The sequence below is a fragment of the Streptomyces sp. NPDC056061 genome (assembly GCF_042266885.1).
Lineage (GTDB): Bacteria > Actinomycetota > Actinomycetes > Streptomycetales > Streptomycetaceae > Streptomyces.
In genome coordinates, this window is sequence record NZ_JBHJWQ010000024.1 from 59,619 (window position 1) to 85,127 (window position 25,509).

The following is a 25,509-nucleotide window of genomic DNA, read 5'->3' on the forward strand; positions in this document are numbered from 1 at the left end:
ATGACGTCAGTCAGTCCTTTACCGCTCCGCCCAGTCCCGAGACCAGACGGCGCTGTACGAGTACGAAGAAGACCAGGACGGGAATGGTCATCACCGTTGAGGCTGCCATGATCCCTCCCCAGTCGTTCTCATCGGGTTTGAAGAAGACCAGCAGCGCCATCGGGAGCGTCGACTGGGAGGTGTCGCTGATGATGAACGACTTCGCGAACAGGAAGTCGTTCCAGGTCGAGATGAACGAGAAGACGCTGGTGGCCACCAGACCGGGGAAGACCAGCGGGAAGAGGATCTGCCACAGGAAGCGGGTGCGGCTCGCGCCGTCGATGTACGCGGCCTCCTCCAGCGCCTCGGGGACGGCCTTGACGAAGCCTCGCAGCATCCAGATCGCGAACGGCAGCGAGAAGGCGAGGTGCGGGAGGATCAGCGAGCCGAGTGTGTTCAGCTGGCCGAAGTCCCGCATCAGGAAGAACAGCGGGATGGCCAGCGCCTCGACCGGCACCATCTGCGCGACCAGGAACATGATCAGCAGCGTGGTGCGGAAGCGGAATCTGAACCGGGTCACGGCCGTCGCCGCCAGGAAGGCGATCAGCGCGGAGACGATGACGACGGTGCCGGCGACGATCAGGCTGTTGAGGAAGTAGCGCCCGAAGTCGTGCTGTTCGAAGACCCGGCGGAACGAGTCGAGCGACGGCGACAGCGTCCACGGGCGCGGTTCGGTGGACTGGATCTCGCCCGCCGGTTTCAGGGCGGAGAGCACCATCCAGTACAGCGGGAAGGCGACCGCGGCGGCGATCAGCAGTGCCGCGGCCTCGGCGGCCAGCCTGCCCGGCCGACGGATCCGCAGCATGTTGCGTGCGCTCACAGTTCCTCCCCCTGGCGCCGCATCAGGCGCAGGTAGACGAGGGTGACGGCCAGCAGGATCATCAGCATCACGACGCCGATCGCCGAGCCGAGGCTGTACTGCGAGGACGCGAACGCCTTCTGGTACGCGTACACGTTGAGCACCAGGTTCTGCCCGGCGATGCCGCCGCCGCCCGTCATGACGTAGATCTGGGTGAAGACCTTGAAGTCCCAGATGATCGACTGGATGGTGACGACGACGAGGATCGGCCGCAGCATCGGGGCCGTGACCGACCGCCAGATCCGCCACTGCGAGGCCCCGTCCAGCGAGGCCGCCTCCAGCACCTCGGTGGGGATCGCCCGGATGCCCGCGTACACGGTCACCATCACGAACGGGAACGAGCACCACAGGACTTCCATGAGCACCAGGGCGAAGGCGCTGTAGCGCCCGTACGTCCAGGAGAAGTCGCCGAGCCCCAGCACCCGGTTGACCGGGCCGAAGTCGGGGTCGAAGAGGAACATCCAGACGGTGGAGCCGGTGATCGCCGGGGTCGCCCAGGCACCGAGCGCGGCCAGCATCAGGACCAGCCGGGGCACGGCCCTGATGCGGGTCAGCAGGACGGCGAGCGCGCAGCCCACCAGCAGGGTGGCCAGAACACATGCGGCTGCGAAGACCACGGTCGCCAGGAGGACCTGCCAGAACTGGCTGTCGCCGAAGAGCGTGGCGTAGTTCCCCAGTCCCTGGAAGGTGGCCGGTTCGCCACCGCTCACCTGGGCCTGGCTGTATTCCAGGAAGGAAATCAGGCCAAGTTGGTAGATCGGGTAGACGAGGAGTCCGCCGAGGAGGACGAGCGCCGGCAGCAGGTAGAGCCAGGGGGTCCAGCCGGAGCGGCGCGCGGGTGAGGCGGCGCGGCGGCGCGGGCGGGGAGGTGGTCCGTCCGCGCCGGACGTGCCGGGCGTCTTGTACGCCGTGGTGTTGGCGGTCATGGTCAGCCCGCGTCGGTGAACGCGGCGTCCATCTTCTTCGCCGCGTCGTCCGAGGCCGCCGCCACGTCCTTGCGACCGCTGACGATCTCCTGGAACATCGTCGGCAGGACCAGCGAGGAGTCGATGCCACCCCAGCCGGCCGAGGCCGGGACGAACTTGGCACCGGCACCGAGCGTCTTGACGAACGGTTCGACGAACGGCTCCTTCTTCGCCACCTCGGCCCGCACATCGGTGTACGTCGGCAGGAAGCCCATCGCGTCGAACATCTTGCCCTGCGCCTCCTTGCCGGTCAGGGCCTTCATCAGGTCCACGGCGAGCGTGCGGTGCGAGCTGCTCCTCAGCACGCCGATGTTGTTGCCGCCCGCGAACGCGGGGGCGATCGAGCCCTCCGCGACGCCGGGCAGCGGCACCACCGCGTACTTGCCCTTCACCGTGCCCGCCTCGACCGCGGCGTGGCTGAAGTCGCCGCCGATCGCCATGGCGGCCTTGCCGGAGGCGAAGGCGGTGACGGTCGCATTGCCGCCCATGGCCGCGCACTTGGCGGCCGGGCAGTTGTCGTCGCCGAAGAGCGAGGTGTACGCCTCGATGCCCTTGCGGGCCTTGTCGCTGTTGATGGCCGCCTTGTACGTGCCGCCGCTCTCCTCGGCGAGTTCGCCGCCGTTCGCCCAGATGAACGGCATCGCGCCGTAGGTGTACGCGCCACCGACCGCCAGCCCGTACAGGTCCGGCTTCTTCTGGTGGATCTTCTTCGCGGTGGAGATCAGTTCGGCCTGGGTCTTGGGGGCCCCGATCCCCAACTCCTCGAAGATGTCGGTGCGGTAGTACAGCGCGCGCACGCCGACGAAGAGCGGGGCGCCGTAGACCTTGCCGCCGACCGTGACGGACTGCTTGGCGGTCGGGTCGGTGTCCTTGGCCTCGTCCCAGGCGGCGAATTCCTTGCTGACGTCGGCGAGTCCGCCGTCCTTGACGTATCCGGCGGTGTCCGTGTTGCCGTACTCGATGAGGTCGGGGGCGCTCTTCGGGTCGTTGAACGCGGCCTTGATGCGCTGGGCGCGGGTGTCGACGGGTATGTACTCGATCTCGGCCTTCACCCCCTCGTGCGCCTTCTCGAACGCGGCGACGGCCGCGTCGACGACCTGTTCCTTGGGCTTGTTGCCAACCTCCTGGAAGAGCCAGACGCGTAACGTGCCGGTCTTCTCGTCGCCCTTGGCCCCGGTGTCGGAGGTCTGCGGCGCGCAGGCGGTGGCAGTGAGCCCCGCCAGCACAAGCGCCGTTGCCGGTGCGGCAATTCGGGCAGAAAGCTTCATCCGGGAACACCCCTACCGGTAGGAATTGCAACATGCGCAACGCACGTTTCGTTCTGCACAACAGGCAGGAGATTAGGTGCGCGTGGAGGCGCCGACAAGTGGTCTCAACCACTCTGTGACCCGGGGACGCAGCCCGTGCAACGCGAAGGCCGTCGCGGGCACAGCGGACCCGATCGGGAAACCCGAGGTGGCAGGCCCGGACGGGAAGGCATGGACGGGAAACCCGGACGGGAGGACCTGGCGGGAAACCCGGGCGGGAGGACCTGGCGGGAAACCCGGGCGGCGACGACAGGCCCGCGAAGCCGAGCTCGAATGCCGGGGGCCCGGGAAGCCGGATGGGGAGGGCTGATCCAGGAAGCCGGGCACGAATGCCGGGTCCGGGAAGCCGGGTGGGGAGGGCCGTTCGGGAAGCCGGACGGGCAGGTCGGGCGGGGAAAGCCGAACCGGGAAGCCGCCGCTCCCGAAGGCTCCCGCATCACGCAAAAGGTCCCCGGGGCGCGCGTCGACGCGCGCCCCGGGGACCCGAAGCCCTGATGCCCGAACGGCCGGGACGGCGCCCGGACCGCCTGCGGACTGCTCCGCAGGGTCCCGAACCTCCCCGTCCCGCTCCCCCGCGGGCCGTCCCCGGCAGTCCGCAGTCCGCAGTCTGCGGTCCGCGGTCTGCCTCCGAACGGCCCGAGAGGCTACTTCTTGTCCTTGCCGCCCTTGCCCTTGTCCTTGTCGCCACCGGCGCCCATGGACTCGTAGATCTCCTTGCACATGGGGCAGACCGGGTACTTCTTGGGGTCGCGCCCCGGTACCCAGACCTTGCCGCACAGTGCGACCACGGGGGTGCCCTCCAGGGCACTCGCCATGATCTTGTCCTTCTGGACGTAATGGGCGTAGCGCTCGTGGTCGCCGTCGCCGTTCGACACCTGCGGCGTCGGCTCTACGAGGGTGCCCGTACCTGCCCCGCGCTCGGGCTCAAGAGTGCTCATGCAGGCAAGGGTACTGAAAGCATGCGACTTCAGTTCAGCGACGGGTCGTCGGGATACGTGGCGATCATCGCGAGTTCGCTGCGCTGACGGCGCAGCACCGCCCGCCAGAGACGCTCCGGACGCGGAAAGGAGACGTCCCCTGGTTCGGACTCCACGACGTACCAGGCGCCCTCGGTCAGTTCCTTCTCCAGTTGCCCGGGGCCCCAGCCCGCGTATCCGGCGAAGATCCGCAGCGAGCCGAGGGCCGCGGCCAGGAGTTCCGGCGGCGCCTCCAGGTCGACAAGGCCGATCGCCCCGTACACCCGGCGCCAGCCGAGGGGGCCCTCGTCCCCGGGGATGACGGCCACGCCGAGCGCCGAGTCGAGCGAGACCGGGCCGCCCTGGAAGACGACGCCGGGCTCGCCGGTCAGTCCGGCCCAGGACGTGAGGATGTCGCCGACGCCCACCGGGGTCGGCCGGTTCAGGACCACGCCGAGCGAGCCCTCCTCGTCGTGGTCGAGGAGCAGCACCACGGCACGGTCGAAATTCGGGTCCGCGAGCGCGGGTGTGGCCACGAGCAGTCGCCCTGTGAGCGAGGACACCTCGGTCATGGCAGAAATGATCCCGCATCTCGGCTGCCCGTGGGGGCCGGGCGGGTCGCCGGGTCGCCGACGCGGACCGCGCGCAGCTCAGGGCGCACGGGTGCACGAGGAGCGCACGGAACGGAGGGCTTAGCGGACGGTAACCCTCCGCAAGAGACATTGAGCAGAGCGTGTTGTGGCGAATTCATGACGTTCGCGCACCCCCTGTTCCCTGTCCTGGCGGGTGCGGGGGGCCATTACCCTTTCGTTTGGCCCCCTGCCCGACCACTCCGGAACGCGAGATTCATGACCGGCACAGACGATGTCCTGCTTGTCCACGGCGGAACCCCGCTGGAGGGCGAGATCCGCGTCAGAGGCGCCAAGAACCTGGTGCCGAAGGCGATGGTCGCCGCGCTGCTCGGCAGCGGGCCCAGTCGGCTGCGCAACGTGCCCGACATCCGCGACGTGCGCGTGGTGCGGGGGCTGCTGCAGCTGCACGGCGTGACGGTGCGACCGGGCGACGAACCGGGCGAGCTGGTGCTGGACCCGACCCATGTGGAGAGCGCCAACGTCGCCGACATCGACGCCCACGCCGGTTCCTCGCGCATCCCGATCCTCTTCTGCGGCCCGCTGCTGCACCGACTCGGCCACGCGTTCATCCCCGGGCTCGGCGGCTGCGACATCGGCGGCCGGCCGATCGACTTCCACTTCGACGTGCTGCGGCAGTTCGGCGCGACCATCGAGAAGCGGGCGGACGGCCAGTACCTGGAGGCCCCGCAGCGGCTGCGGGGCACGAAGATCCGGCTGCCGTACCCGTCGGTGGGCTCCACCGAGCAGGTGCTGCTGACGGCGGTGCTCGCCGAGGGCGTCACCGAACTGTCCAATGCGGCCGTCGAGCCGGAGATCGAGGACCTCATCTGCGTGCTGCAGAAGATGGGCGCGATCATCTCGATGGACACCGACCGGACGATCCGGATCACCGGTGTCGACCGGCTGGACGGTTACACCCACCGGGCGATCCCGGACCGCCTGGAGGCGGCCTCCTGGGCGTCCGCGGCACTGGCCACCGAGGGCAACATCTACGTGCGGGGCGCCCAGCAGCGCTCGATGATGACGTTCCTGAACACCTTCCGCAAGGTCGGCGGGGCGTTCGAGATCGACGACAAGGGCATCCGCTTCTGGCACCCGGGCGGCGCGCTGAACGCCATCGCCCTGGAGACGGACGTGCACCCCGGCTTCCAGACCGACTGGCAGCAGCCGCTGGTGGTGGCCCTGACGCAGGCTTCGGGCCTGTCCATCGTCCATGAGACGGTGTACGAGTCCCGGCTCGGCTTCACCTCCGCGCTCAACCAGATGGGCGCACACATCCAGCTCTACCGCGAGTGCCTGGGCGGCTCCGACTGCCGCTTCGGCCAGCGCAACTTCCTGCACTCGGCAGTGGTGTCCGGGCCGACCCGGCTCCAGGGCGCGGACCTGGTCATCCCGGACCTGCGCGGAGGGTTCTCGTACCTGATCGCCGCATTGGCGGCGCAGGGCACCTCGCGGGTGCACGGCATCGACCTGATCAACCGCGGCTACGAGAACTTCATGGAGAAGCTGGAGAAGCTCGGCGCGAAGGTGGAACTGCCGGGCGGGTCGCTGGTCTGAGGGCCTGTCGCGCGGGCGCACGGGCCCGCGCACGACGGCCTCGCCGGGCCGGTGCCCGCGCGGGGCCCACGACCACCACGGGGGTTCGGAGCACTGCTCCGGGCCCCCGTTCCGCGTTGCCGGACAGCACGAGGACGTCGCCGGGCAGCACGTTTGCCGGACAGCATGAGGACGTTGCCGGGCAGCACGAGGACGCTGCCGCCGAGGCCGGAACGGCACGGACCAGGAGGCTGAACCGGGACGGCACGGACCGGACCCGGGACCGCCGGAGGGACGAGGCTGGGGCGGCACGGAACGGGAGGGCCGGCCCGAAGGGCCTGGAGCACCGTACGGGCCGGAACCGCACAGGTCCGGAACGCCCGGGACATCCGGCGCCACACGGCCCGAAATGCCCGGAATGCCGGAACCATCCAGGTCCGGAGCGCCCGGACGACGCGTCCCACGGCCCCGCTGAGGCCCCGGTGAGGCCCGATGGGGCCCAGCAGGAGCCCGGAGGAGCCCGGCAGGAGCCCATCGAAGGCCCGTAACGGGCTTTCTCGGGCCTTCTCGGGCCGGAACAGGAAAGGGCGGCCGCCCGGTGCCGGGTGGCCGCCCTTCGTCGCGCCTGTGGGCCTGTCGGCCCTGGGCGACTTACTTGCCCTTGGCAGCTTCCTTGAGCTTGGAGCCCGCGGAGACCTTCACGCTGTAACCGGCCGGGATGTTGATCGGGTCGCCGGTCTGCGGGTTACGAGCGGTGCGAGCGGCACGGTGGGTGCGCTCGAAGGTCAGGAAGCCGGGGATGGTGACCTTCTCGTCGCCCTTGGCGACGATCTCACCGACGGTCTCGGCGAGCGCGGCCAGCACGGCGTCGGCGTCCTTGCGGGTCACCTCGGCGCGGTCGGCCAGGGCGGCCACCAGCTCACTGCGGTTCATGTTGTTACTCCCGTGTTCTTCTTGCCTGTGAGGCGTGAGATCGAAGCCGATGCTGCCAGGGCCCTCGGACAGTCCCCGGACCCGGGTCTGTCGTCAGACCCTCGCGCCCGATTACGCATCCTGCCCCCACCTGCGGCGGGAAAGCCAATCCGGCACCCCCCGGAGTCGCACGAAAGGCACCACTTCCTCGTCGTGGTGACGTTCCGTCGATACCGCGGAAGCGGTCCGCAGCGAGTGCGGGGCCATGCGGGACGCGCCGCCCGCCCACCCTAAAGGGGCGTTTGGGGCGCCGCGACCCGCGACGCGCCGTGGTTCAGATCGACGTGGGAGCCGTCACAGCACCGCCGACCGCCTTCGCGGCGTCCCGGACGGCACCGGCGACCGCACCCGCGACCTTGTCGTTGAAGACCGACGGGATGATGTAGTTCGCGTTCACCTCGTCCTCGGCGACGACGTCGGCGAGCGCGCGGGCCGCGGCGAGCATCATCTCCGTGTTGACGGTGCGGGACTGGGCGTCGAGCAGGCCGCGGAAGACACCGGGGAAGACCAGCACGTTGTTGATCTGGTTCGGGAAGTCCGAGCGCCCGGTGGCGACAACGGCGGCCGTCTGACGGGCGATTGCCGGATCGACCTCGGGGTCCGGGTTCGCAAGCGCGAACACGATCGCGCCGTCGGCCATGGCGGCGATGTCGTCACCGTTCAGGACGTTCGGGGCGGAGACGCCGATGAAGACGTCGGCGTCCACGACGGCCTGCTTGAGGGTGCCGGTCACGGACTCGGGGTTGGTGTTGTCGGCGATCCAGCGGAGCGGCGAGTCGGCTGCGGCGGATACCAGGTCCTCGCGGCCGGCGTGCACCACGCCGTGGATGTCGGCGACGACGGCGTGCTTGACGCCCGCGGCGATGAGGAGCTTCAGGATGGCCGTACCTGCCGCTCCGGCACCGGACATGACGACTCGTACGTCCCCGATCCCCTTGCCCACCACGCGCAGCGCGTTGGTCAGCGCGGCCAGCACCACGATGGCGGTGCCGTGCTGGTCATCGTGGAAGACCGGGATGTCCAGGGCCTCGCGCAGCCGCGCCTCGATCTCGAAGCAGCGGGGCGCGGAGATGTCCTCCAGGTTGATCCCCGCGAAGCCGGGTGCGATCGCCTTGACGATCTCGACGATGGCGTCGGTGTCCTGGGTGTCCAGGCAGATCGGCCAGGCATCGATACCGGCGAACCGCTTGAAGAGGGCGGCCTTGCCCTCCATCACGGGCAGGGCCGCCTTCGGCCCGATGTTGCCGAGGCCCAGCACCGCGGAACCGTCCGTCACAACTGCGACGGAGTTGCGCTTGATGGTGAGACGGCGGGCGTCCTCGGGGTTCTCGGCGATCGCCATGCAGACCCGGGCGACGCCGGGGGTGTAGATCATCGAGAGGTCGTCACGGTTGCGGATGGGGTGCTTGGACGCCATCTCGATCTTGCCGCCGAGGTGCATCAGGAACGTACGGTCGGAGACCTTGCCGAGGACGACACCCTCGATGCCGCGCAGCTTCTCGACGATCTCGTCGGCGTGGGCGGTGGAGGTGGCGGCGATGGTGACGTCGATCCGCAGCTTCTCGTGGCCGGAGGCGGTCACGTCGAGACCGGTGACCGAACCTCCGGAGGACTCCACGGCCGTGGTGAGCTGGGAGACTGAAGTGCCGCTCGCGGGCACCTCCAGCCTGACCGTCATCGAGTACGAGACGCTGGGCGCCGTTGCCATGGCCGAGTCCTTCGCTTTCCTTAGCTTCTTTGCTGCGCGGCCGGGGCGCTACGCCTCGGACGTGCTTTCCGATGGTCGCACCTACTGACCGGTAGCCGTTAATGACTGCCACTCTTCGGAAAACAGTTTTCACCATACGAGATTTCACAGGTATGGTGGAAGCCCGTGCCGGGACCGCGAGCGCGAACGCGCCACGGGGAGAACGCCCGGGAGAAGGCCCTGACGGGGCCCGGGAGCAACAAGAACAGGTCCGCGCCACCGAAGGGTGACGCGGACCTGCCCTCTGCTTGAACGGCACCGACCCGCCATGCTCGCCTCGCGGCAAGTGGTCGCTCGAAGCGACGAAGGTTGGGCCCGGGGGCTTGGATCGAGCCGGTGCCGCATACCAGGCTAACAAAGACCCCGGAAAAGTGATTCCCGGAGACGGATCGATTCTGCTGCGTCAGGCCGACGGCATCGGCCGCCCCGTGTCGTGGTCATCCCCCGCGCCGCGGCCGACCCCGTGTCGTGGTCGTCCCCCGGCCCCGCGCCGTGATCCGCCCCCGCGCCGCAGTCGGCCCTTCGCCCCACCCGCCCCGTGTCGCGGCCGGTCCCCCGCGAGGGGCCGGGGGGCCGGCCGCGGCTCCGGTCAGTCCCGCAGCAGGTCCGGGACGCCGTCCTCGTCGGGCAGGTCGCGCTCCCCGGAGACGACCGTGAGCTGCTGCGTCGCACGCGTCAGCGCCACGTACAGCACCCGCAGGCCCGCCGGGGACTCGTCGGCGATCTCGGCGGGCGAGACGACGACCGTGGCGTCGTACTCCAGACCCTTCGCCTCCAGGCTGCCCAGCGCCACCACCCGCTCGCCGAGGCCGTCGAGCCAGTCGCGGGCCTGTGTCCGCCGGTTCATCGCGACGACCACGCCGACCGTTCCGTCGACCTCGTCCAACATCCGCCGCGCCTCCTCGCGCACCGCGGCGGCCAGGTCCCCGTCCCGTACGGTCTCGAAGCGCGGCTTCACACCGGTGGAGCGCACCGCGGTCGGTGCCTCCGTCCCGGGCATCGCCAGCGCCAGGACCTTCGAGGCCAGCTCGGCGATCTCCGCCGGGTTGCGGTAGTTGACCGTGAGGGTGAAGCGGCGGCGCGGACGGCTGCCGAGCGCTTCGTCGCGCGCCCGCGCGGCCTCGTCCGGATCGGACCAGGAGGACTGCGCCGGGTCCCCGACGATCGTCCAGGTGGCGTGCCGACCGCGGCGGCCCACCATGCGCCACTGCATGGGGGTGAGGTCCTGCGCCTCGTCGACGATGACGTGCGTGTACTCGGTGCGTTCCGCGGCCAGCCGCTCGGCCCGCTCCCGCTGGGTCTCCTCGCGCTGCGGCATCAGCTCCTCCAGCCCGGTGAGCTGGTCCAGCGGGTCGAGCTCGCGCTTCTTCCGCGGCCGGTGCGGGGTGCCGAGCAGCGTCTGGAGCTCGTCGAGGAGCGCCACGTCGTGGACGGAGAGCGGACCGTCGCCCGCGCCGTCGAGCCGCTTCAGGGAGCGGGCGAGGCGGCGCACCTCGCCCTGGTTGAGGACACGGCGCGCCCACCGGCCCAGCCGTCGCTCGTCGGCCATCTCGGCGAGCACCCCGCGCGGGGTGAGCTCCGGCCACCACGCGTCCAGGAAGGTGAGGAAGGGGGTCTCGGTGGAGACGTCCTCGTCGAAGGAGGAACGCAGTTCGGCGGCGAGTTCGGGGTCGGTGTAGCGGCCCCGGCCGGACGACTTGTTCCACAGGGCGTCCAGAAGCATTCGGCGGGCGCGCGGGCGCAGCAGGTTGACCGGGGTGGTGCCGCCGAGCACCGACTGCCGGATGCGGCGCAGTTCGGCGGCCTCCAGTTCGATGCGGGCGCCGAAGGCGACGACCCTCAGCCGGGCCGGGGTGGCCGGAGTCGTGTCGGCCGCCTCGGCGGACTCGCTCGCGTCGCCGAAGGACAGCTGCCCCTCGCGGGCCCCGGGCACCGGGGTGCCGGGCCGTTCCAGCGCGCCGCGCGCCGCCTTCCGCAGCACCGCGAGCATCCGGGAGGAGCCCTTGATCCGGGCGACGGCGGGCTCGTCGTAGGCGGTGGCGCCCTCGGGACCGGCGGCCTCGTCGGAGAGCGAGCCCACCGCACGGATCGCGACCTGCCCCTCCTCGCCCAGCGAGGGCAGCACCCCCTCCGTGTACGCGACGAGGAGCGGCGTGGGCGAGACCACGAGGATGCCGCCCGCGTAGCGCCGACGGTCCTGGTAGAGGAGGTATGCGGCACGGTGCAGGGCCACGGCCGTCTTGCCGGTGCCGGGGCCGCCGGACACCTCGGTGACGGAGGCGGCGGGGGCCCGGATCACCAGGTCCTGCTCGGCCTGGATGGAGGAGACGATGTCCCGCATGGTGTGACTGCGCGCCTGGCCGAGCGCGGCCATCAGGGCGCCGTCGCCGATGACGGGCAGCGGCTGCCCGGCCAGGTACGCGGTGAGCTCGGGCCGCATCAGGTCGTCCTCGACCCCGAGGACCTTGCGCCCCTTGGAGCGGATGACCCGGCGGCGGACCACCCTGCCCGGCTCCTTCGGCGTCGACCGGTAGAAGGGCGCGGCGGCCGGGGCCCGCCAGTCGATGACCAGGGGCGCGTAGTCCGAATCGAGAACTCCGATCCGGCCGATGTGCAGCGTCTCCGCGATGTCGGCGGAATTGTCGTCCCGCACGGCGTCGTCGGCCGGTTCGACCGAGGTGTAGGCACCGTCCGGACCGCGTTCGCCGTCCTTGCCGAGAAGCAGGTCGATCCTTCCGAAGAGGAAGTCCTCGAACTCGCTGTTCAGCCGGTTGAGGTGAATTCCGGCCCGGAACACCTGGGCATCGCGCTCGGCGAGCGCTCCCGGCGTACCGACCTGGCCGCGCTTGACGGCGTCGTCCATGAGGAATTCGGCCTCATGGATCTTCTCCTCAAGTCGGCGATAAACATCGTCGAGATGTTCCTGCTCGACACCGATTTCCCGGTCCCGCAACGAATCGACAGCGGCATCCTGCGCGGCCACCGAGGCCCCTTTCTGATGTGCATTGGGCAGCCGTCAACCATATGCGAAGGGGGGCCACGGCGCACCTGCCGTGCGCGGGAAACAGATGATGGATCCACTTCCGTGACACTGTGGATTCCTCACGGCACTCCCCCGCGCACCGTTCCACACCTCCCGGCCCGGTCCGCGTCCCAGACCTCCCCGGTCCGCGTCCATCGGTGCGGCGGCGTGCTCCGGTGGCACTCGTGTCACAAGCACCACGAGCACCACGAGCGTCACGGGGCGCCCGGTGGGATCTCCGTGCCGGTTCTCCCCGTCGTGCCGGAAGCGGCGTCGGCGATCGCCGCGGCTGCTGCCGCCCGGCGCCGGTGCCGGGCCACCCGCTCCCGGTTGCCGCACCCCTCGCCGGAGCACCAGCGGCGCCGGTGGCCGCGCGAGGTGTCCAGGTAGAGCCGACGGCAGTTGTCCGCCTCGCAGCGCCGCAGACCGGCCCGGGTCACCGGATCGGTGAGGAGTTCCACCGCGTCACGGGCCACCGCCGCCAGCAGCGCTCCGCACTCGGGGTCGGCGCTCAGCGCCCGTACCAGCGTGCCGCCCCTGCCGCGTACGGCCCGCAGCCCCGGGGGCGGCATCGCGGCGAGCGCGTTGACCCGCTCCAGGTCGCCCTCGGCTCCGCGCCCGCCGAGTTCGGCGGTCAGCAGCCGGTCGATGCGGGTTCTCAACTGCCGGAAGCGTGCCACCCAACTGTCGTCGACGGCACCGAGGTGCGTGCCGCCCGGTACGAGACCGGTGGCCACCAGCCAGTCGGCGAGCCGCTCGGCGCCGTCGAGGAGTTCGCGGCGGCCGGGGCCGCCGCTCGCCGTCGCCACCAGGTCCAGGCAGGGGCGGCCGGAGCCGAACCGCCGGTCGTACGCACTCTTGCCCGCTGCCATGTATGTATCACCGCCTCGGGTCTCCGGTGGAGGTCTCCCCCAGAGTGCCTGTCGGGCGACCGGCCCGGAACCCCTGCGCCGTCCGGGGACCGTCCGCCCCGGGCCGGTGGCGTTCCCGGAACGGACGACGGCGCCCGCACCGCGATGATCGATGCCGGGGCATCCTGCTCCGGCCGTGCCCCTCCGACGGCACGTCGCCGTGGCCGAGGCATGTCTCCGTGACCGAAGGGTCTCGCGATCCCTCGGTGCGTGCCGCGCCCCAGTGCGTACCCCGCCGCGGACGCGGCACGAAAGACCGGACGCGACACGAAGGCCGGGCTCGGCACGAAAGACCGGACGCGGCACGAGGGCCGGGCCGCCGGTTCAGTCGAACGGCGGGTCGTCGTGCAGGATCCGCTGGAACATCCGGTGGTCACGCCACTCGCCGTCGATGTGCAGGATGCGCGGGGCCACCCCGTACTCCTCGAAACCGCACTTGACGAGCACCCGCTGCGAGGCCACGTTGTGCAGCACCGTCCCCGCCTCGACCCGGTGCAGCCGCAGCTCATCCCGGGCCATTTCGCAGACCCGCAGCACGGCGGCGGTGGCCAGCCCCCGGCCCGCGTACTCGACGTCGATCCAGTAGCCGAGCGTGCCGCTGCGGAACGGCCCGAGCACGATGCCGTTGAGGCTGATCGCACCAACGGCGCGGTCCTGCTCGTCGGCGAACACCCACGACATCGACCGGCCCGCGTCCCGGTCGGCGATCAGCCCCTCCAGTCGTTCCCGCTGGCCGCGCTCGGTGTAGAAGGTCTCCGGCCGCACGGGCTCCCAGGGCCGCATGTACGCACGGCTGCGGGTAAGGGACGCGGCGAGCGAGGCGGCGTCGTCCGGGGTGACGGGACGGAGCCGCACCTCGGCATCGAGCCGATGGGAGTCATGGATCATCCGATCAGACTATCCCGGTGCTGTATTCGCCCCCGACGCCACGATGCCGCTGCCCACACCATGGCCCCGCGCCTCCGGCGACGCATCCTCCGTCCCCCGCGCCACGCGGCACGCCCGTCCGCCCGGATGCTCACCCCGCGTCCCGCTCCCTCGCCAGGTCGGCCAGTCGGTCGAAGGTGCGGATCAGCTCCGCCCGCCTGCCCTCCTTGTACTCCGGCACGGGCTCCAGATCGTCGATGGTCCGCTCCCACACGTCCATGAACGTTCTCTTCCACCCCTCGACCGCCGCCACCTCCGGCACCGCAGCGCCGACATGGCCCTGCTCGGCTATCAGGCACAGCAGCTCGATATTGCACGGCACGGTCACGCCGTCGTATTCGTCGGGCTCCAGGCCCACCGGGTCGCCCGCCATCGCCGTCTCGATCTCCGAGACCAGGCGGCCGGTGATGCCCGACAGATGGTCCGCGGCCGTGTCGCTGTCGAAATTTCCCTCGCCCCAGGTGCCCATCGTCTTCCTCCGTCGGTCGTCCCGCACATGTCCTCGCGCTGTTCCCAGTCATAGCGGACGGGACTGACAACGACGAGCGGGCCGGGCACCGGCCCGGAGGACCGACCGACCGTCAGGGCCGGGCCGGGCGTCGTCGCGGTCGGGTTCCTCCCGTGCGCGCCGCTCCCGGCGGCACGACCACAACCCCGGCTCCCCGCGCCGCCCGGCCGCCTCAGGAATCACCGGGTCCGGCGCCCGTGACCCCGTCGAGTGCAAGCCGGTAGCCGCGCTTGACGACCGTCCGGACGAGACCGGGTGCGCCCAGGGCCGTGCGCAGCCGCGCCACGGCCGTCTCCACCGCGTGCTCGTCCGTGCCGCCGCCGGGCAGCGTCCGCAGCAGCTCGGTGCGGGAGACCACCCGGCCCGGCCGACGGGCCAGGGCGTGCAGCAGGGCCATCGGGGCGGGCGGCACCCGGCGCGGTTCGTCGTCGACGATCACCGCATGACCGCGGATCTGGACCCGGTGAGCATCGACCGTCAACACCGGTTTCCTTGCGGGCAGTTCGTGGCACAGGAGCTGGACGAGCGGCGCGAGCCGGAAGCGTTCCGGCTGTACGGGGTCGACGCCGAGCGCCTGCAACGGCCGGGCCGTGACGGGTCCGACGCAGGCCACGAGGACGTCCTCGCGCAGCGCGCCCAGGAGTTCCGGCAGCAGCCCGCGCCTCCGGGCCCGGCCGAGCAGCGAGGTGGCGGCCGGGGCGCTGGTGAAGGTGAGGGCGTCCAGGCCGCGGACCAGGGTGGTGTCGAGCAGCCGGTCGAGCGGCGCGATGTCCTCGGGATCCGTCCAGCGGTAGACCGGGACGGGGACGACCTCGGCCCCTGCGGCGCGAAGCGGCTCGATGAAGCCGGGCACGGGTTCGCCGTGCAGTTGCAGTGCGATCCGACGCCCCCTCACGCCCTCCGCCAGGAGCCGGTCGAGCACCTCGTCCAGGGATTCCGATGCGGGCGACCACGTCTCGGTGAGCCCGGCCGCCCGGACGGCGCCCCTCACCTTCGGGCCGCGGGCCAGTAGTTCGGCACCGCGCAGGGCTGCGGACAACCGGTCGCCGAGACCCCAGCCCTCGGCGGCCTCGGTCCAGCCCCGGAAGCCGACGGCGGTGGTGGCGACGACCACGTCGGGAGCGGAACGAATGACGTCCCGGGTGGCGGCACGGAGTTCGGTGTCGTCGGCGAGCGGCACGGTGCGCAGGGCCGGCGCGTGCAGGACGGCGGCTCCGCGCCGCTCCAGCAGGGCGCCGAACTCCTCCGCACGGCGTGCGGCGGTGACTCCCACGGTGAAACCCGCGAGGGGTTCGTTCCGTTCACGCATGCGTTCCACCCGGCTCGTCGTCCCACCGCGGCCCGACGCCGACGGTGCGAACAGCCTGCCGACGGCGTGTGACGGGCCCGGTGCTCCCATGTTTCCCGCTCATTGCGTCCCCGGCCACTTCCGCGCCGTGTCCGTCCCGCCGTGCCGACGGGCCGGGCCCGCCGGGTCCTGCCGTCCCGGCCGCACCGGTGCGCGCATGAGCGCGGCGTCGGCGGCGGGCAGCCAACTCCCCTCCGGCCGCACCAGCCAGCCCCCCTCGGCACCCAGCCGGGCCGCGGCCTCGCGCAGGGCGTCGAGCCCCGGATGCCGCAGCCCCTTGCGCCAGACCAGCAGCAGCGGGGAGACCGGTACCGGCCGGACCAGCGGGCGCACCACGGTTCCCGGCAGCGGGGGGAAGTCGACGACGCACAGCACCGGGTACGCCGACTTCGCCATGACCCGCTGGAATTCGGCGACGCCGACCGCGAGCGGAACCGAGGGTGCCAGTTCGATGCCCCAGTCGGCGAAGAGCAGCCGGGCGAAATCCGTCCACTCCTCGGTCCGCGCGTTCCCGTTGCCCGCGTACACGGTCTCGCCGGCCAGGTCGCCCGGCGCGACGGCCTCCCGGCCGGCCAGCCGATGGTCGGCGGGCAGCAGGACGGCCATGGGCTCGTACCGCACCGGCTGCATGCCGAGCCGCGCCCGCACCCCCGGATCGAGCCCCGCGGCACGGCCGAAGGAGACATCGAGCCGACCGGCGAGGATTTCGCCCGCCGCCCAGGTGAGGCCGCTCTCGAAGCGCGCCATCAGCTCGCAGGCCGGGGCCAGCTCGCGGGCGCGGGCGAGCACCCGGGCGGCGGTCATGCCGTCGGTGTTGAGGTCCACGAAGAGCGGCCGTGCCACGGGGTCGGCGAACGCGGCGGCGAGGTCGGCGTGCGCCTCCAGCACCCGCCGGGCGTACGGGAGCAGCCGTTCCCCGTCGGCGGTCAGGGCCACCTGACGAGTGGTGCGCACGAAGAGATCGGCGCCCAGCTCGCGTTCCAGCCGCCGGATGTCCCGGCTCAGCGCCTGCTGCGCGACGTAGAGCCGCGCGGCGGCCCGGGTGAAGTGCAGTTCCTCGGCCACGGCGACGAAGGCACGGAGCAGCCGGGGGTCGGTGTCGCCGTGCCGTCCGGGCGTCCGGGGGTGCGGCGGGGCGGCGTCGTCGGGAGCGGGCACCCGGAGAATTTACAACACGGATGCGTCAATCCGCGCCCAGAAGGTGTTGGACCCCGCGGGCGGACCGCCACGAGGCTGCTGTCCATGCCGTACGAGAGAAATCCGCCCACCGGCCCTTTGCTCGCCCTGTCCGGGGACGTGCTGGTCGTCGCCCGCCGCGCCCCCGTTCCCGCCCGTCCGCGACGGGTCCCCGCCAACCCGTACCTCCGTCTGCTCGCCACCCCGGGCGCCCGCGCCTTCACCGCGGGCAATCTCCTCGCCCGCCTGCCCATGGGGATGTTCAGCGTCAGCGCCATCATCATGATCGCCGGGGCGCACGGCTCGTACGCGCTGGCCGGTGCGGTCACCGCGACCGGGCTCGCCGCCACCGCCGTGGTCGCGCCGTGGACGGCCCGACTGGTCGACCGGTACGGGCAGGCCAGGGTTGCGGTGCCCGCCACCGCCGTCGCCGTCCTCGGCTCGCTGGCCCTGGTGCTCTGCGTGCACAACGACGCGCCGGTCTGGACGCTCTTCGCCGCGTACGCCGCCACCGCGACCACCCCGAACACCGGCGGCATGTCCCGCGCCCGCTGGGCCCATCTGCACCGGGGCGACCCGGTGGCCCTGCACACCGCGAACTCCTTCGAGCAGGCGGCGGACGAGCTCTGCTTCATGCTCGGCCCGGTGCTGGCAGCCGTGCTGTGCGGGGCGCTCTTTCCCGAGGCCGGCACCCTGACCGGCGCGATCCTGCTGATGACCGGCATCCTGATCTTCGCCGCGCAGCGGGCGACCGAACCGCCGGTGGCGCCGCGCGCGACGTCCGCCGGTTCCCCGCTGCGCAGCCCCGGCATGCCCGCGCTGCTCGCCGTCTTCCTGGCCACGGGGGCGGTCTTCGGGGCGATGGAGGTCGTGACCATCGCCCATGCCGGGGGCGCGGTCCTGGCCCTCCAGGCCACCGGTTCCTGCGTGGCGGGGCTGGTCTACGGTTCGCTGCGCCCCGCCGGGGACGTCCGCCGCAGGCTGCTGCTCTGCCTGGCCGGGATGACGGCGCTGATGTCGCTGCCACTGCTGGCCGCCACGACGGGCGGCGCGCTGCCCGTCCTGGCCGGCTGTCTGCTGCTGGCGGGCGCCGCCACCGCCCCGACCATGGTCACCGGGATGACCCTGATCCAGCGGCTCACCCCGCGCGCACAGCTCAACGAGGGCATGACGCTCGCCGTGACCGCCATGCTCGGGGGCATAGCAGCGGGCTCGGCGGCCGGCGGCCGGCTGGTGGAGCACGCCGGGACGGTGACCGGCTACGCGGCGCCGCTGTGCGCGGCGGCCCTGGCACTGGTCCTGACGGCGGCCGGGGTCCGCGCCCCTCGGGAATGACCCCTCGGGGCGGGGTGCCGCACGACGACGAGGACCCCGTCGCCGATGGCGACGGGGTCCTCGTTCACATGGGATGGTGGAGATGGCGGGAATCGAACCCGCGTCCAACGGTGCGGAATCAGGGCTTCTCCGTGTGCAGTTCGCTGCGATTTTCTCGGCCCCGGAGATCACGCGAACAAGTCTCCGACGGGCTCAGTCACTGTTTGATTTCCTTCTGGGCCCCGTGACCGGGCTCAGAAGTTTAGATCCCTTGATGATGCCAGGATCCGGGTCGGGATCACCCCCGGGCTGACACTTCGCAAGTCGCTACTTAGGCAGCGAGGGCGAAGGAATCGCGCTTGGTGTTGGCGATTATTGGTTGCGACATATGGTTTACGAGATCATTGCCGCTTCCTCGACACGCTTCCCCTGCTTCGACAGCCGCTGTCGAAACCGATCATCCCCATGTGGTGTTTTCAATGCGTGCACCCGCTGTGAGGTGCGATGCCATCGTACGTGACCAACGCACGACGATGCCAGCCTATTCCCGGCGGCCCCGCCCGGCGTTCGCCCGCTGCCCTCAGCCGGTGCCGCGCTGACGGCGGCGCGCTGCCGCGATCGCCCGGTTCGTCTCCCTCGTGTCCTGCTTCTCGCGCAGGGTCTGCCGCTTGTCGTACTCCTTCTTGCCCTTGGCGAGCGCGATCTCGACCTTGACCCGGCTGTCCTTGAAGTACAGCGCGAGAGGCACGATCGTGTGACCGGTCTCGCTCGCCTTCGACTCCAGCTTGTCGATCTCTGCGCGGTGCATCAGCAGCTTGCGCTTGCGCTTCGCCGAGTGGTTGGTCCAGGTGCCCTGCACGTACTCCGGAACGTGGATGTTGTGCAGCCACGCCTCGCCGCCGTCGATCTGGACGAAGCCGTCCACCAGGGAGGCCCGGCCCAGTCGCAGCGACTTGACCTCGGTGCCCATCAGGACGAGGCCGCACTCGTAGGTGTCGAGGATGTGGTAGTCGTGCCGCGCCTTCTTGTTCTGCGCGATGAGCTTGCGCCCCGTGTCTTTTTGCTTGGCCATAGTGTGGTCATTTTCGCACTACACCCCGCCCCCGAGGCCACTCAATACTGTTTCGGCCCGCTCCTCGGCCCGGGAGCCGACCACCAGGTCCGGAGTGATGCCCCGGCCGTCGACGCCTCGGCCCATGGGGGTGCGGTAGTGGCCGACGGTCAGCTCGGCCACCGAACCGCCCGGGAGCTTGCTGGGCATCTGGACCGAGCCCTTGCCGAAGGTGCGCGATCCGACGGTGACCGCGCGGCCCCGGTCCTGGAGTGCGCCGGTGAGGAGTTCGGCGGCGCTCATCGTGCCGCCGTCCACGAGGACGACGAGGGGGCGGACGGTGTCGCCGCCCGGGTCCGCGTAGAGCGCCCGCTGCTCCCCGTGCACGTCGTACGTGGCGACCAGTCCGCCGTCCAGGAAGGCCGAGGCGGCGGCGACGGCCTCGGTGACCAGCCCGCCGGAGTTGCCCCGCAGGTCGAGCAGCACCCCGGCGCCCGCCGGGGCCTTGCGGACGGCGTCGCGGACCTCGGTTCCCGAGCCCCTGGTGAACGAGTCGACGTCGATCATCACCGCCGGGGAGGTGCCGGACCCGGTAGGGCGGGACGCAGCGGACGGGACGCGATCGCGCCCGATCCACCGGACGGTGACGGCCTCGGTGTGGAGGCTGGCCCTGCGGAGCGTCCGGGTCCGGAGTACCGAACCGTGCTGGACCCCGAGGACGACGGCGCTGCCGGCGGCCGCGTCCTCGCCGTCCCCGCGCAACAGGGCGACAGCCTCGGCGACGGGGCGCCGGTCGACCCGTCGGCCGTCGATGGTGCGGAGCAGGTCGCCCGGCTCGATACCCGCCCGGTCGGCGGGCCCGCCGGGCTGCACCCGGACCACCTCGACCCTGCCGTCGGCAGAACGCCTCGCAGCGATGCCGACGCCGGTGTACGAGCCGTCGAGGGCCTGCTCGAACTCCTCGTACTGCCGCTCGTCGTACACCGAGCCCCAGCGGTCACCGCTGCGGCTGACGACCTCCTCGGCCGCTTTCGTACCGGACTTGCCGTCGGCCACGGCACGGGCGGCGGCGGCCGCCACCTCGTCGCCGTCGACGGTGGAGGCGACCGAACGGGTCGCCGGGCGTGAGGACTTCGCACCGTCGCGCGGCAGCGAACCGGTGGCGGCCGCGGTGGCCAGCACACTCGCGAAGACCAATGTCAGGGCCGCCCCGCGGCGTGCGCCGCGGGGCCCGAAACACTGCGCGGGACCCGACATGGCGTCGAGTCTAGGACAACGCCCCTGGGGTGCACGGACGGTTGACCGCGCAGCCCAGGGGCGCTCGTCACACCTTGAGGTACTTGCGGAGTGCGAAGAGAGCGGCGACGGCGGGCATCAGCAGACCGATCGCGAGGACCAGCGGCAGCTTGGTGAGGACCGCGTCCCAGCCGATGAAGTCGATCAGATTCAGCTTGTCCTTGAGCGCGAGTCCGCCGTCGATCAGGAAGTACCGGCCGGCCAGCAGCATCACGCAGGCGAGCACGCCACCGATGAGACCCGCGAACGCGGCTTCCATGATGAACGGCATCTGGATGTAGAACCCGGAGGCGCCGACCAGCCGCATGATGCCCGTCTCGCGCCGTCGGCTGAACGCGGACACCCGGACGGTGTTCACGATCAGCATCAACGCAATGATCAGCATCAGCGCCATCACGAAGAGGGCTGCCACGTTCATGCCGTTCATCAGTCCGAAGAGGTTGTCCAGGATGGATCTCTGGTCCTGGACGGACTGGACCCCGTCACGGCCGGCGAACGCCGTGGCGACGACCTTGTACTTCTTCGGGTCGTGCAGCTTGACCCGGAACGACTCCGGCATCTGGTCCGGCGTGATGTTGCCCGCCATGGGCGAGTCGCCGAACTGCTCCTGGTAGTGCTTGTACGCCTCGTCGGCCGACTCGTGCGTGACCGTGTCGACGGCGTCCATCTTCTTCAGATCGGCTTCGATCTCCTTCTTCTGCTGCGCGGTGACAGCCCCCTTGGCGCACTTGGGCGTCGAGGACACGTCGTTCTTGTTGCAGAGGAAGATCGAGACGTTGACCTTGTCGTACCAGTAGTCCTTCATCGTGCTGACCTGCTCGCGCATGAGCAGCGCGCCGCCGAACAGGGCGAGCGAGAGGGCGACGGAGACGACGACGGCGAAGGTCATCGTGAGGTTGCGACGGAGGCCGACACCGATCTCCGACAGGACGAACTGGGCGCGCATGGCGTCCTTTCAGTGCTCGGTGCTCAGTGCTGGTAGCCGTAGACGCCGCGCGCCTGGTCGCGTACGAGACGGCCCTTCTCCAGCTCGATGACGCGCTTGCGCATCTGGTCGACGATGTTCTGGTCGTGAGTCGCCATGATCACGGTGGTACCGGTCCGGTTGATCCGGTCCAGCAGCTTCATGATGCCGACGGAGGTCTGCGGGTCCAGGTTGCCGGTCGGCTCGTCCGCGATCAGCAGCATGGGACGGTTCACGAACGCCCGCGCGATCGCCACGCGCTGCTGCTCACCACCGGAGAGTTCACCGGGCATCCGGTCCTCCTTGCCGCCGAGGCCGACCAGGTCGAGGACCTGGGGCACCGCCTTGCGGATCTCGCCGCGCGGCTTGCCGATGACCTCCTGCGCGAACGCCACGTTCTGCGCGACGGTCTTGTTGGGCAGGAGCCGGAAGTCCTGGAACACGGTGCCCAACTGGCGGCGCATGTGCGGCACCTTCCAGTTGGAGAGGCGTGCGAGGTCCTTGCCCAGGACGTGGACCGAGCCCGTGCTGGCGCGTTCCTCGCGGAGGATGAGTCGCATGAAGGTGGACTTGCCGGAGCCGGAGGAGCCCACCAGGAAGACGAACTCGCCCTTCTCGATATCGAGGGACACATCCCGCAGAGCGGGGCGGCTCTGCCTGGGATAGGTCTTGGAGACGTTGTCGAATCGGATCACGGATGCACCACGGTCGGCCGGGAGTAGGTGTGCGTGACCATACGCGAACCGGACTGACGCGTGCAGGCGAGCGCCCGGGGATGGGTGATTTGTGGCGGAACGGCACCGACGGGAAGCGGGGCGGAAGCGCTACGGAACGGGTGCTGTCCGGCGGGCCGCGCCGAAAGCCGCGCGAGCTGGCACAGTGGGAGGGGGAACGGTTGCGTTTCCGTGAGCGTTGTGCGGAGAGATGCCACAGGCGGCTCCGCCGCGCGGGAGGAGGAAAGCGCATGACCTATGACCGATTGGTGTGCGCGAACTGCGCGGCGCCGGTGAGCGAGGGCCGCTGTCCCGTCTGCCGGGCGAGCCGGGAGCGGTTGCAGCAGCAGGGTGTCTTCGCCGGGCTGAGCCCCGTGGCGCTCGTGGCTCTGCTGGTGGTGCTGCTGGGAGCGCTGGCCCTGCTGGCGCACCAGACCGTGTAGCCACACCCGGTCCACACGCCCGCCGGAGCGGGCAGGAATACGGGGAGGGGCCCGGGATGCCGATCGGCGTCCCGGGCCCCTCCCCGTGCTTGCGCATGGTCTGTCACGTACCGGGTCGCCGTCAGGCGACGGTGCGGCCGCCCACCAGACGCGGCAGGATCCGGAAGCCGATGCCTCCGGCGATCATCGTCGCGGCGCCGACCAGCAGGAACGTGGTCTCGGCGGCACCGGTCTCGGCGAGCTCGTCCTTGCCCTTGCCCTGCTCCACCGGCTGGTTGCCGGCGGAGTCGGGGGTGGTGTTGTCGGCGCACTTGGCACCGTCGAGGTCGACGGTGCAGGTGTTGGCGTCGCCACCGGTGGTACCGGAGGAGCCACTGCCGGTGGTGCCACCGTTACCGGTGGTACCACCGTTGCCCGTGCTGCCACCGTTGCCGGTGGTGCCGCCGTTGCCGGTGGTGGAGCCGCCGTTCGACGTGCTGCCACCGGACTGGTTGCCGCCCGACTGGTTGCCACCGGACTGGTTGCCACCGGACTCGTTACCACCGGACTGGTTACCGCCGGACTCATTGCCGCCCGACTCGTTACCACCGGACTCATTGCCGCCGGACTCGTTACCACCGGACTCGTTACCACCAGACTGGTTACCGCCGGACTCATTGCCGCCCGACTCGTTACCACCGGACTCGTTACCGCCGGACTCATTGCCACCCGACTGGTTACCGCCGGACTCGTTACCACCAGACTGGTTACCGCCGGACTCATTGCCGCCCGACTCGTTACCGCCCGACTCGTTACCGCCGGACTCGTTACCGCCCGACTGGTTACCGCCGGACTCGTTACCGCCCGACTCATTGCAGCGCGGGTCGATCGGGCTGCACTCGTCGTCGTCCCCGAGCGTCACCTGGGCGCTGATCGCGTTGTCGTCGGACGAACCGCCGAGGTCGAGCGCCGACGCCGCACCGGCAGCGGTGAGCGAGGCACCCGCGGCGATCACCGCACCGGCGGCTATCCGCGCGACGCGAACCCGCGTCTTCTTGGTCATCTGTTGCTACCCCCAGTAGCTGAATTCGTCATCGGAGCAGCCCTATGCGGTCCACGGCCCTGCGGGGTCACTCGCTCCGCGGGGCCACAGCCGTGCCGTGTCCATCCCGCTCCGCCCCCGTTCGCACCTGTCCCAGACATAGCGACCTCACCCACGACGGTCAGCGGCGTCGCGGCGTCCGGCGCCTTCCACCTCCGGCTTGGTCGTCAGTCGTGATGGCTTCGCCATCACTCCCTCCTCCGCCTTGGATTCGAAGGCTCCGGACGCCGTTCCTTCTCCCACCGCCCATCGTGGGTGAGGTCACAAGCGTGCTGCCCTAGCACCCTGTCCACAGTTAAGGATTACGTCAAGGCCGTTTCGGGGTGTACGGGCAGGTATGGGGGTTCTTGACGGGTATTCGGGACCACGACTGTGACCCGTTCGGCACACCGGGTTCCCCGCTCTGCCGCGCCCGGGACCGGCGGGTCCGGCGGCGCGGCAGGAGGCGCAACGCGTCGGGCCCGGGCAGACGACCTGCCCGGGCCCGACGGCCGTACGGATACTGCTACTTCTCGTTCTGCTTGCGCCAGCGGATGCCCGCCTCCAGGAAGCCGTCGATCTCACCGTTGAAGACCGCTTCCGGGTTGCCCATCTCGAACTCCGTACGCAGGTCCTTGACCATCTGGTACGGGTGCAGGACATAGGACCGCATCTGGTTGCCCCAGGAGTTGCCGCCGTCGCCCTTGAGGGCGTCCATCTTGGCCTGCTCCTCCTGACGGCGGCGCTCCAGGAGCTTCGCCTGGAGGACGTTCATCGCGGACGCCTTGTTCTGGATCTGCGAACGCTCGTTCTGGCAGGAGACGACGATGCCGGTCGGGAGGTGGGTCAGGCGCACCGCGGAGTCCGTGGTGTTGACGCCCTGGCCGCCGGGGCCGGAGGAGCGGTACACGTCGACGCGCAGCTCGGACTCGTCGATCTCGATGTGGTCGGTCTGCTCGACCACCGGCAGCACCTCGACGCCCGCGAAGGACGTCTGGCGGCGGCCCTGGTTGTCGAACGGCGAGATCCGGACGAGCCGGTGGGTGCCCTGCTCGACGGAGAGCGTGCCGTAGGCGTACGGGGCCTGGACGGCGAAGGTGGTCGACTTGATGCCGGCCTCCTCCGCGTACGACGTCTCGTAGACCTCGGTCTTGTAGCCGCGCTGCTCGGCCCAGCGGAGGTACATGCGCTGGAGCTTCTCGGCGAAGTCGGCGGCGTCCACGCCACCGGCCTCGGCGCGGATGTTGACCAGGGCCTCGCGGGCGTCGTACTCGCCGGAGAGGAGGGTGCGGACCTCCATCTCGTCCAGCGCCTTCCTGACGGACTCCAGCTCGGACTCCGCCTCGGCCAGGGCGTCGGCGTCGCCCTCGTCCTGGGCGAGCTCGAAGAGGACCTCGAGGTCGTCGATGCGGGCGCGGAGCGCCTCGGTCTTGCGGACCTCGGCCTGGAGGTGGGAGAGACGGCTGGTGATCTTCTGCGCCGCCTCCGGGTCGTCCCAGAGGGAGGGCGCTGCCGCCTGCTCCTCGAGCGCGGCGATGTCCGCCCTCAGCGCATCCAGGTCCAGGACGGCCTCGATCGACCCCATGGTCGAGGAGAGGGACTTCAGCTCTTCGGAAATATCGACGACTGCCACGGGTCCAGCGTAACGGCTGTCGGCGCGGACCATCCCCGGACCGCCCCCTCCGCACGGATCCGCGCCGTCGGGCAGCCCGCTCCGCGCGTCGTCCGGGCCGGCCTCGCGGGCCGCTTCGCCGGGGCGGCCC

General features: G+C 70.8%; 22 protein-coding genes and 1 other RNA gene. 3 read left to right on the forward strand and 20 right to left on the reverse strand.

The annotated features are described in order from the left end of the window. Nucleotides 1–10: 10 nt before the first annotated feature. The 5 genes from ACFC79_RS28160 to ACFC79_RS28180 all read right to left on the reverse strand — a co-directional run bounded on the left by ACFC79_RS28160 (nucleotide 11) and on the right by ACFC79_RS28180 (nucleotide 4,698). Entirely contained in the window at nucleotides 11–859 is an 849-nt protein-coding gene (locus ACFC79_RS28160) for a carbohydrate ABC transporter permease (RefSeq protein WP_376245518.1), read from the reverse strand. Then, on the reverse strand, nucleotides 856–1,824 hold the full coding sequence (locus tag ACFC79_RS28165) for a carbohydrate ABC transporter permease (RefSeq protein ID WP_376245521.1): 969 nt from the start codon (nucleotides 1,822–1,824) through the stop codon (nucleotides 856–858). Before ACFC79_RS28165 ends, ACFC79_RS28160 begins: the two co-directional genes overlap by 4 nt. A 2-nt stretch (nucleotides 1,825–1,826) precedes the next feature. Beyond that, a complete protein-coding gene (locus ACFC79_RS28170; RefSeq protein ID WP_376245524.1) occupies nucleotides 1,827–3,131 on the reverse strand; it encodes an extracellular solute-binding protein in 1,305 nt (434 codons plus the stop codon). A gap of 683 nt (nucleotides 3,132–3,814) precedes the next feature. After that, nucleotides 3,815–4,108 carry a DUF3039 domain-containing protein gene (locus tag ACFC79_RS28175; protein WP_072484142.1) on the reverse strand — a complete coding sequence of 98 codons (294 nt, stop codon included), beginning with the start codon at nucleotides 4,106–4,108 and terminating at the stop codon, nucleotides 3,815–3,817. A gap of 29 nt (nucleotides 4,109–4,137) precedes the next feature. Then, on the reverse strand, nucleotides 4,138–4,698 hold the full coding sequence (locus ACFC79_RS28180) for a YqgE/AlgH family protein (protein ID WP_376245527.1): 561 nt from the start codon (nucleotides 4,696–4,698) through the stop codon (nucleotides 4,138–4,140). Nucleotides 4,699–4,974: 276 nt separating this feature from the next. Here ACFC79_RS28180 and murA point away from each other — a divergent pair, with 276 nt between their 5' ends. Beyond that, complete coding sequence (gene murA / locus ACFC79_RS28185; RefSeq protein ID WP_376245529.1) at nucleotides 4,975–6,315, forward strand: UDP-N-acetylglucosamine 1-carboxyvinyltransferase; 1,341 nt, start codon at nucleotides 4,975–4,977, stop codon at nucleotides 6,313–6,315. A 630-nt stretch (nucleotides 6,316–6,945) separates the two neighbouring features. On the opposite strand, the gene ACFC79_RS28190 is transcribed toward murA, so the two are convergent. From ACFC79_RS28190 to ACFC79_RS28225, 8 genes are all read right to left on the reverse strand, one after another. Then, the gene (locus tag ACFC79_RS28190; RefSeq protein WP_003968811.1) at nucleotides 6,946–7,227 is read right to left on the reverse strand and encodes an HU family DNA-binding protein; all 282 of its coding nucleotides are present in this window, start codon (nucleotides 7,225–7,227) and stop codon (nucleotides 6,946–6,948) included. A 313-nt stretch (nucleotides 7,228–7,540) separates the two neighbouring features. Further along, complete coding sequence (locus tag ACFC79_RS28195; protein WP_376245532.1) at nucleotides 7,541–8,974, reverse strand: NAD-dependent malic enzyme; 1,434 nt, start codon at nucleotides 8,972–8,974, stop codon at nucleotides 7,541–7,543. Nucleotides 8,975–9,602: 628 nt separating this feature from the next. Then, on the reverse strand, nucleotides 9,603–11,996 hold the full coding sequence (locus tag ACFC79_RS28200) for a HelD family protein (protein WP_376245535.1): 2,394 nt from the start codon (nucleotides 11,994–11,996) through the stop codon (nucleotides 9,603–9,605). Nucleotides 11,997–12,250: 254 nt separating this feature from the next. Further along, nucleotides 12,251–12,907, reverse strand: coding sequence for a CGNR zinc finger domain-containing protein (locus ACFC79_RS28205; RefSeq protein ID WP_376245538.1), 657 nt, complete (start codon nucleotides 12,905–12,907; stop codon nucleotides 12,251–12,253). 363 nt (nucleotides 12,908–13,270) lie between these two features. Further along, nucleotides 13,271–13,834, reverse strand: a complete 564-nt coding sequence (locus ACFC79_RS28210) for a GNAT family N-acetyltransferase (RefSeq protein WP_376245541.1) — start codon at nucleotides 13,832–13,834, stop codon at nucleotides 13,271–13,273. 130 nt (nucleotides 13,835–13,964) lie between these two features. Further along, nucleotides 13,965–14,342: a DUF4259 domain-containing protein gene (locus tag ACFC79_RS28215; protein ID WP_376245544.1), complete on the reverse strand. Its 378-nt coding sequence runs from the start codon at nucleotides 14,340–14,342 to the stop codon at nucleotides 13,965–13,967. Nucleotides 14,343–14,553: 211 nt separating this feature from the next. Continuing rightward, nucleotides 14,554–15,690 carry a uroporphyrinogen-III synthase gene (locus ACFC79_RS28220; protein ID WP_376245547.1) on the reverse strand — a complete coding sequence of 379 codons (1,137 nt, stop codon included), beginning with the start codon at nucleotides 15,688–15,690 and terminating at the stop codon, nucleotides 14,554–14,556. Nucleotides 15,691–15,789: 99 nt separating this feature from the next. Continuing rightward, nucleotides 15,790–16,887, reverse strand: a complete 1,098-nt coding sequence (locus tag ACFC79_RS28225; RefSeq protein WP_376245550.1) for a LysR family transcriptional regulator — start codon at nucleotides 16,885–16,887, stop codon at nucleotides 15,790–15,792. 84 nt (nucleotides 16,888–16,971) lie between these two features. On the opposite strand from ACFC79_RS28225, the gene ACFC79_RS28230 reads away from it, so the two are divergent. Then, nucleotides 16,972–18,240 (forward strand): MFS transporter, encoded by a 1,269-nt coding sequence (locus tag ACFC79_RS28230; RefSeq protein WP_376245553.1) that lies wholly within the window; start codon nucleotides 16,972–16,974, stop codon nucleotides 18,238–18,240. Nucleotides 18,241–18,314: 74 nt separating this feature from the next. Here the strand turns inward: ACFC79_RS28230 and ssrA are convergent. From ssrA to ftsE, 5 genes are all read right to left on the reverse strand, one after another. Next, nucleotides 18,315–18,684: a transfer-messenger RNA gene (gene ssrA, locus ACFC79_RS28235) on the reverse strand. Between the two features lie 115 nt (nucleotides 18,685–18,799). Next, a complete protein-coding gene (gene smpB, locus ACFC79_RS28240; protein WP_376245556.1) occupies nucleotides 18,800–19,291 on the reverse strand; it encodes an SsrA-binding protein SmpB in 492 nt (163 codons plus the stop codon). An 18-nt stretch (nucleotides 19,292–19,309) separates the two neighbouring features. Then, the gene (locus tag ACFC79_RS28245; protein ID WP_376245559.1) at nucleotides 19,310–20,527 is read right to left on the reverse strand and encodes a S41 family peptidase; all 1,218 of its coding nucleotides are present in this window, start codon (nucleotides 20,525–20,527) and stop codon (nucleotides 19,310–19,312) included. Between the two features lie 67 nt (nucleotides 20,528–20,594). Beyond that, the gene (gene ftsX, locus ACFC79_RS28250; protein WP_376245561.1) at nucleotides 20,595–21,512 is read right to left on the reverse strand and encodes a permease-like cell division protein FtsX; all 918 of its coding nucleotides are present in this window, start codon (nucleotides 21,510–21,512) and stop codon (nucleotides 20,595–20,597) included. Nucleotides 21,513–21,535: 23 nt separating this feature from the next. Next, nucleotides 21,536–22,225 (reverse strand): cell division ATP-binding protein FtsE, encoded by a 690-nt coding sequence (gene ftsE / locus ACFC79_RS28255; RefSeq protein ID WP_376245564.1) that lies wholly within the window; start codon nucleotides 22,223–22,225, stop codon nucleotides 21,536–21,538. Nucleotides 22,226–22,494: 269 nt separating this feature from the next. Here ftsE and ACFC79_RS28260 point away from each other — a divergent pair, with 269 nt between their 5' ends. Beyond that, nucleotides 22,495–22,686 (forward strand): hypothetical protein, encoded by a 192-nt coding sequence (locus tag ACFC79_RS28260; RefSeq protein ID WP_376245566.1) that lies wholly within the window; start codon nucleotides 22,495–22,497, stop codon nucleotides 22,684–22,686. A 121-nt stretch (nucleotides 22,687–22,807) separates the two neighbouring features. Here the strand turns inward: ACFC79_RS28260 and ACFC79_RS28265 are convergent, their stop codons facing one another. Both ACFC79_RS28265 and prfB read right to left on the reverse strand, forming a co-directional pair. Continuing rightward, nucleotides 22,808–23,728 (reverse strand): hypothetical protein, encoded by a 921-nt coding sequence (locus tag ACFC79_RS28265; RefSeq protein WP_376245569.1) that lies wholly within the window; start codon nucleotides 23,726–23,728, stop codon nucleotides 22,808–22,810. Nucleotides 23,729–24,272: 544 nt separating this feature from the next. After that, nucleotides 24,273–25,379 carry a peptide chain release factor 2 gene (gene prfB, locus ACFC79_RS28270; protein WP_376245572.1) on the reverse strand — a complete coding sequence of 369 codons (1,107 nt, stop codon included), beginning with the start codon at nucleotides 25,377–25,379 and terminating at the stop codon, nucleotides 24,273–24,275. Nucleotides 25,380–25,509 lie beyond the last annotated feature (130 nt).

What these genes read in the sequence shown, in the direction of transcription:
- ACFC79_RS28165 (WP_376245521.1), bottom strand. Translation starts at nt 1,824, where the DNA reads ATGACCGCCAACACCACGGCGTACAAGACGCCCGGCACGTCCGGCGCG.
- ACFC79_RS28170 (WP_376245524.1), bottom strand. Translation starts at nt 3,131, where the DNA reads ATGAAGCTTTCTGCCCGAATTGCCGCACCGGCAACGGCGCTTGTGCTG.
- ACFC79_RS28175 (WP_072484142.1), bottom strand. Translation starts at nt 4,108, where the DNA reads ATGAGCACTCTTGAGCCCGAGCGCGGGGCAGGTACGGGCACCCTCGTA.
- ACFC79_RS28180 (WP_376245527.1), bottom strand. Translation starts at nt 4,698, where the DNA reads ATGACCGAGGTGTCCTCGCTCACAGGGCGACTGCTCGTGGCCACACCC.
- murA (WP_376245529.1), top strand. Translation starts at nt 4,975, where the DNA reads ATGACCGGCACAGACGATGTCCTGCTTGTCCACGGCGGAACCCCGCTG.
- ACFC79_RS28190 (WP_003968811.1), bottom strand. Translation starts at nt 7,227, where the DNA reads ATGAACCGCAGTGAGCTGGTGGCCGCCCTGGCCGACCGCGCCGAGGTG.
- ACFC79_RS28195 (WP_376245532.1), bottom strand. Translation starts at nt 8,974, where the DNA reads ATGGCAACGGCGCCCAGCGTCTCGTACTCGATGACGGTCAGGCTGGAG.
- ACFC79_RS28205 (WP_376245538.1), bottom strand. Translation starts at nt 12,907, where the DNA reads ATGGCAGCGGGCAAGAGTGCGTACGACCGGCGGTTCGGCTCCGGCCGC.
- ACFC79_RS28210 (WP_376245541.1), bottom strand. Translation starts at nt 13,834, where the DNA reads ATGATCCATGACTCCCATCGGCTCGATGCCGAGGTGCGGCTCCGTCCC.
- ACFC79_RS28215 (WP_376245544.1), bottom strand. Translation starts at nt 14,342, where the DNA reads ATGGGCACCTGGGGCGAGGGAAATTTCGACAGCGACACGGCCGCGGAC.
- ACFC79_RS28220 (WP_376245547.1), bottom strand. Translation starts at nt 15,690, where the DNA reads ATGCGTGAACGGAACGAACCCCTCGCGGGTTTCACCGTGGGAGTCACC.
- ACFC79_RS28230 (WP_376245553.1), top strand. Translation starts at nt 16,972, where the DNA reads ATGCCGTACGAGAGAAATCCGCCCACCGGCCCTTTGCTCGCCCTGTCC.
- smpB (WP_376245556.1), bottom strand. Translation starts at nt 19,291, where the DNA reads ATGGCCAAGCAAAAAGACACGGGGCGCAAGCTCATCGCGCAGAACAAG.
- ACFC79_RS28245 (WP_376245559.1), bottom strand. Translation starts at nt 20,527, where the DNA reads ATGTCGGGTCCCGCGCAGTGTTTCGGGCCCCGCGGCGCACGCCGCGGG.
- ftsX (WP_376245561.1), bottom strand. Translation starts at nt 21,512, where the DNA reads ATGCGCGCCCAGTTCGTCCTGTCGGAGATCGGTGTCGGCCTCCGTCGC.
- ACFC79_RS28260 (WP_376245566.1), top strand. Translation starts at nt 22,495, where the DNA reads ATGACCTATGACCGATTGGTGTGCGCGAACTGCGCGGCGCCGGTGAGC.
- ACFC79_RS28265 (WP_376245569.1), bottom strand. Translation starts at nt 23,728, where the DNA reads ATGACCAAGAAGACGCGGGTTCGCGTCGCGCGGATAGCCGCCGGTGCG.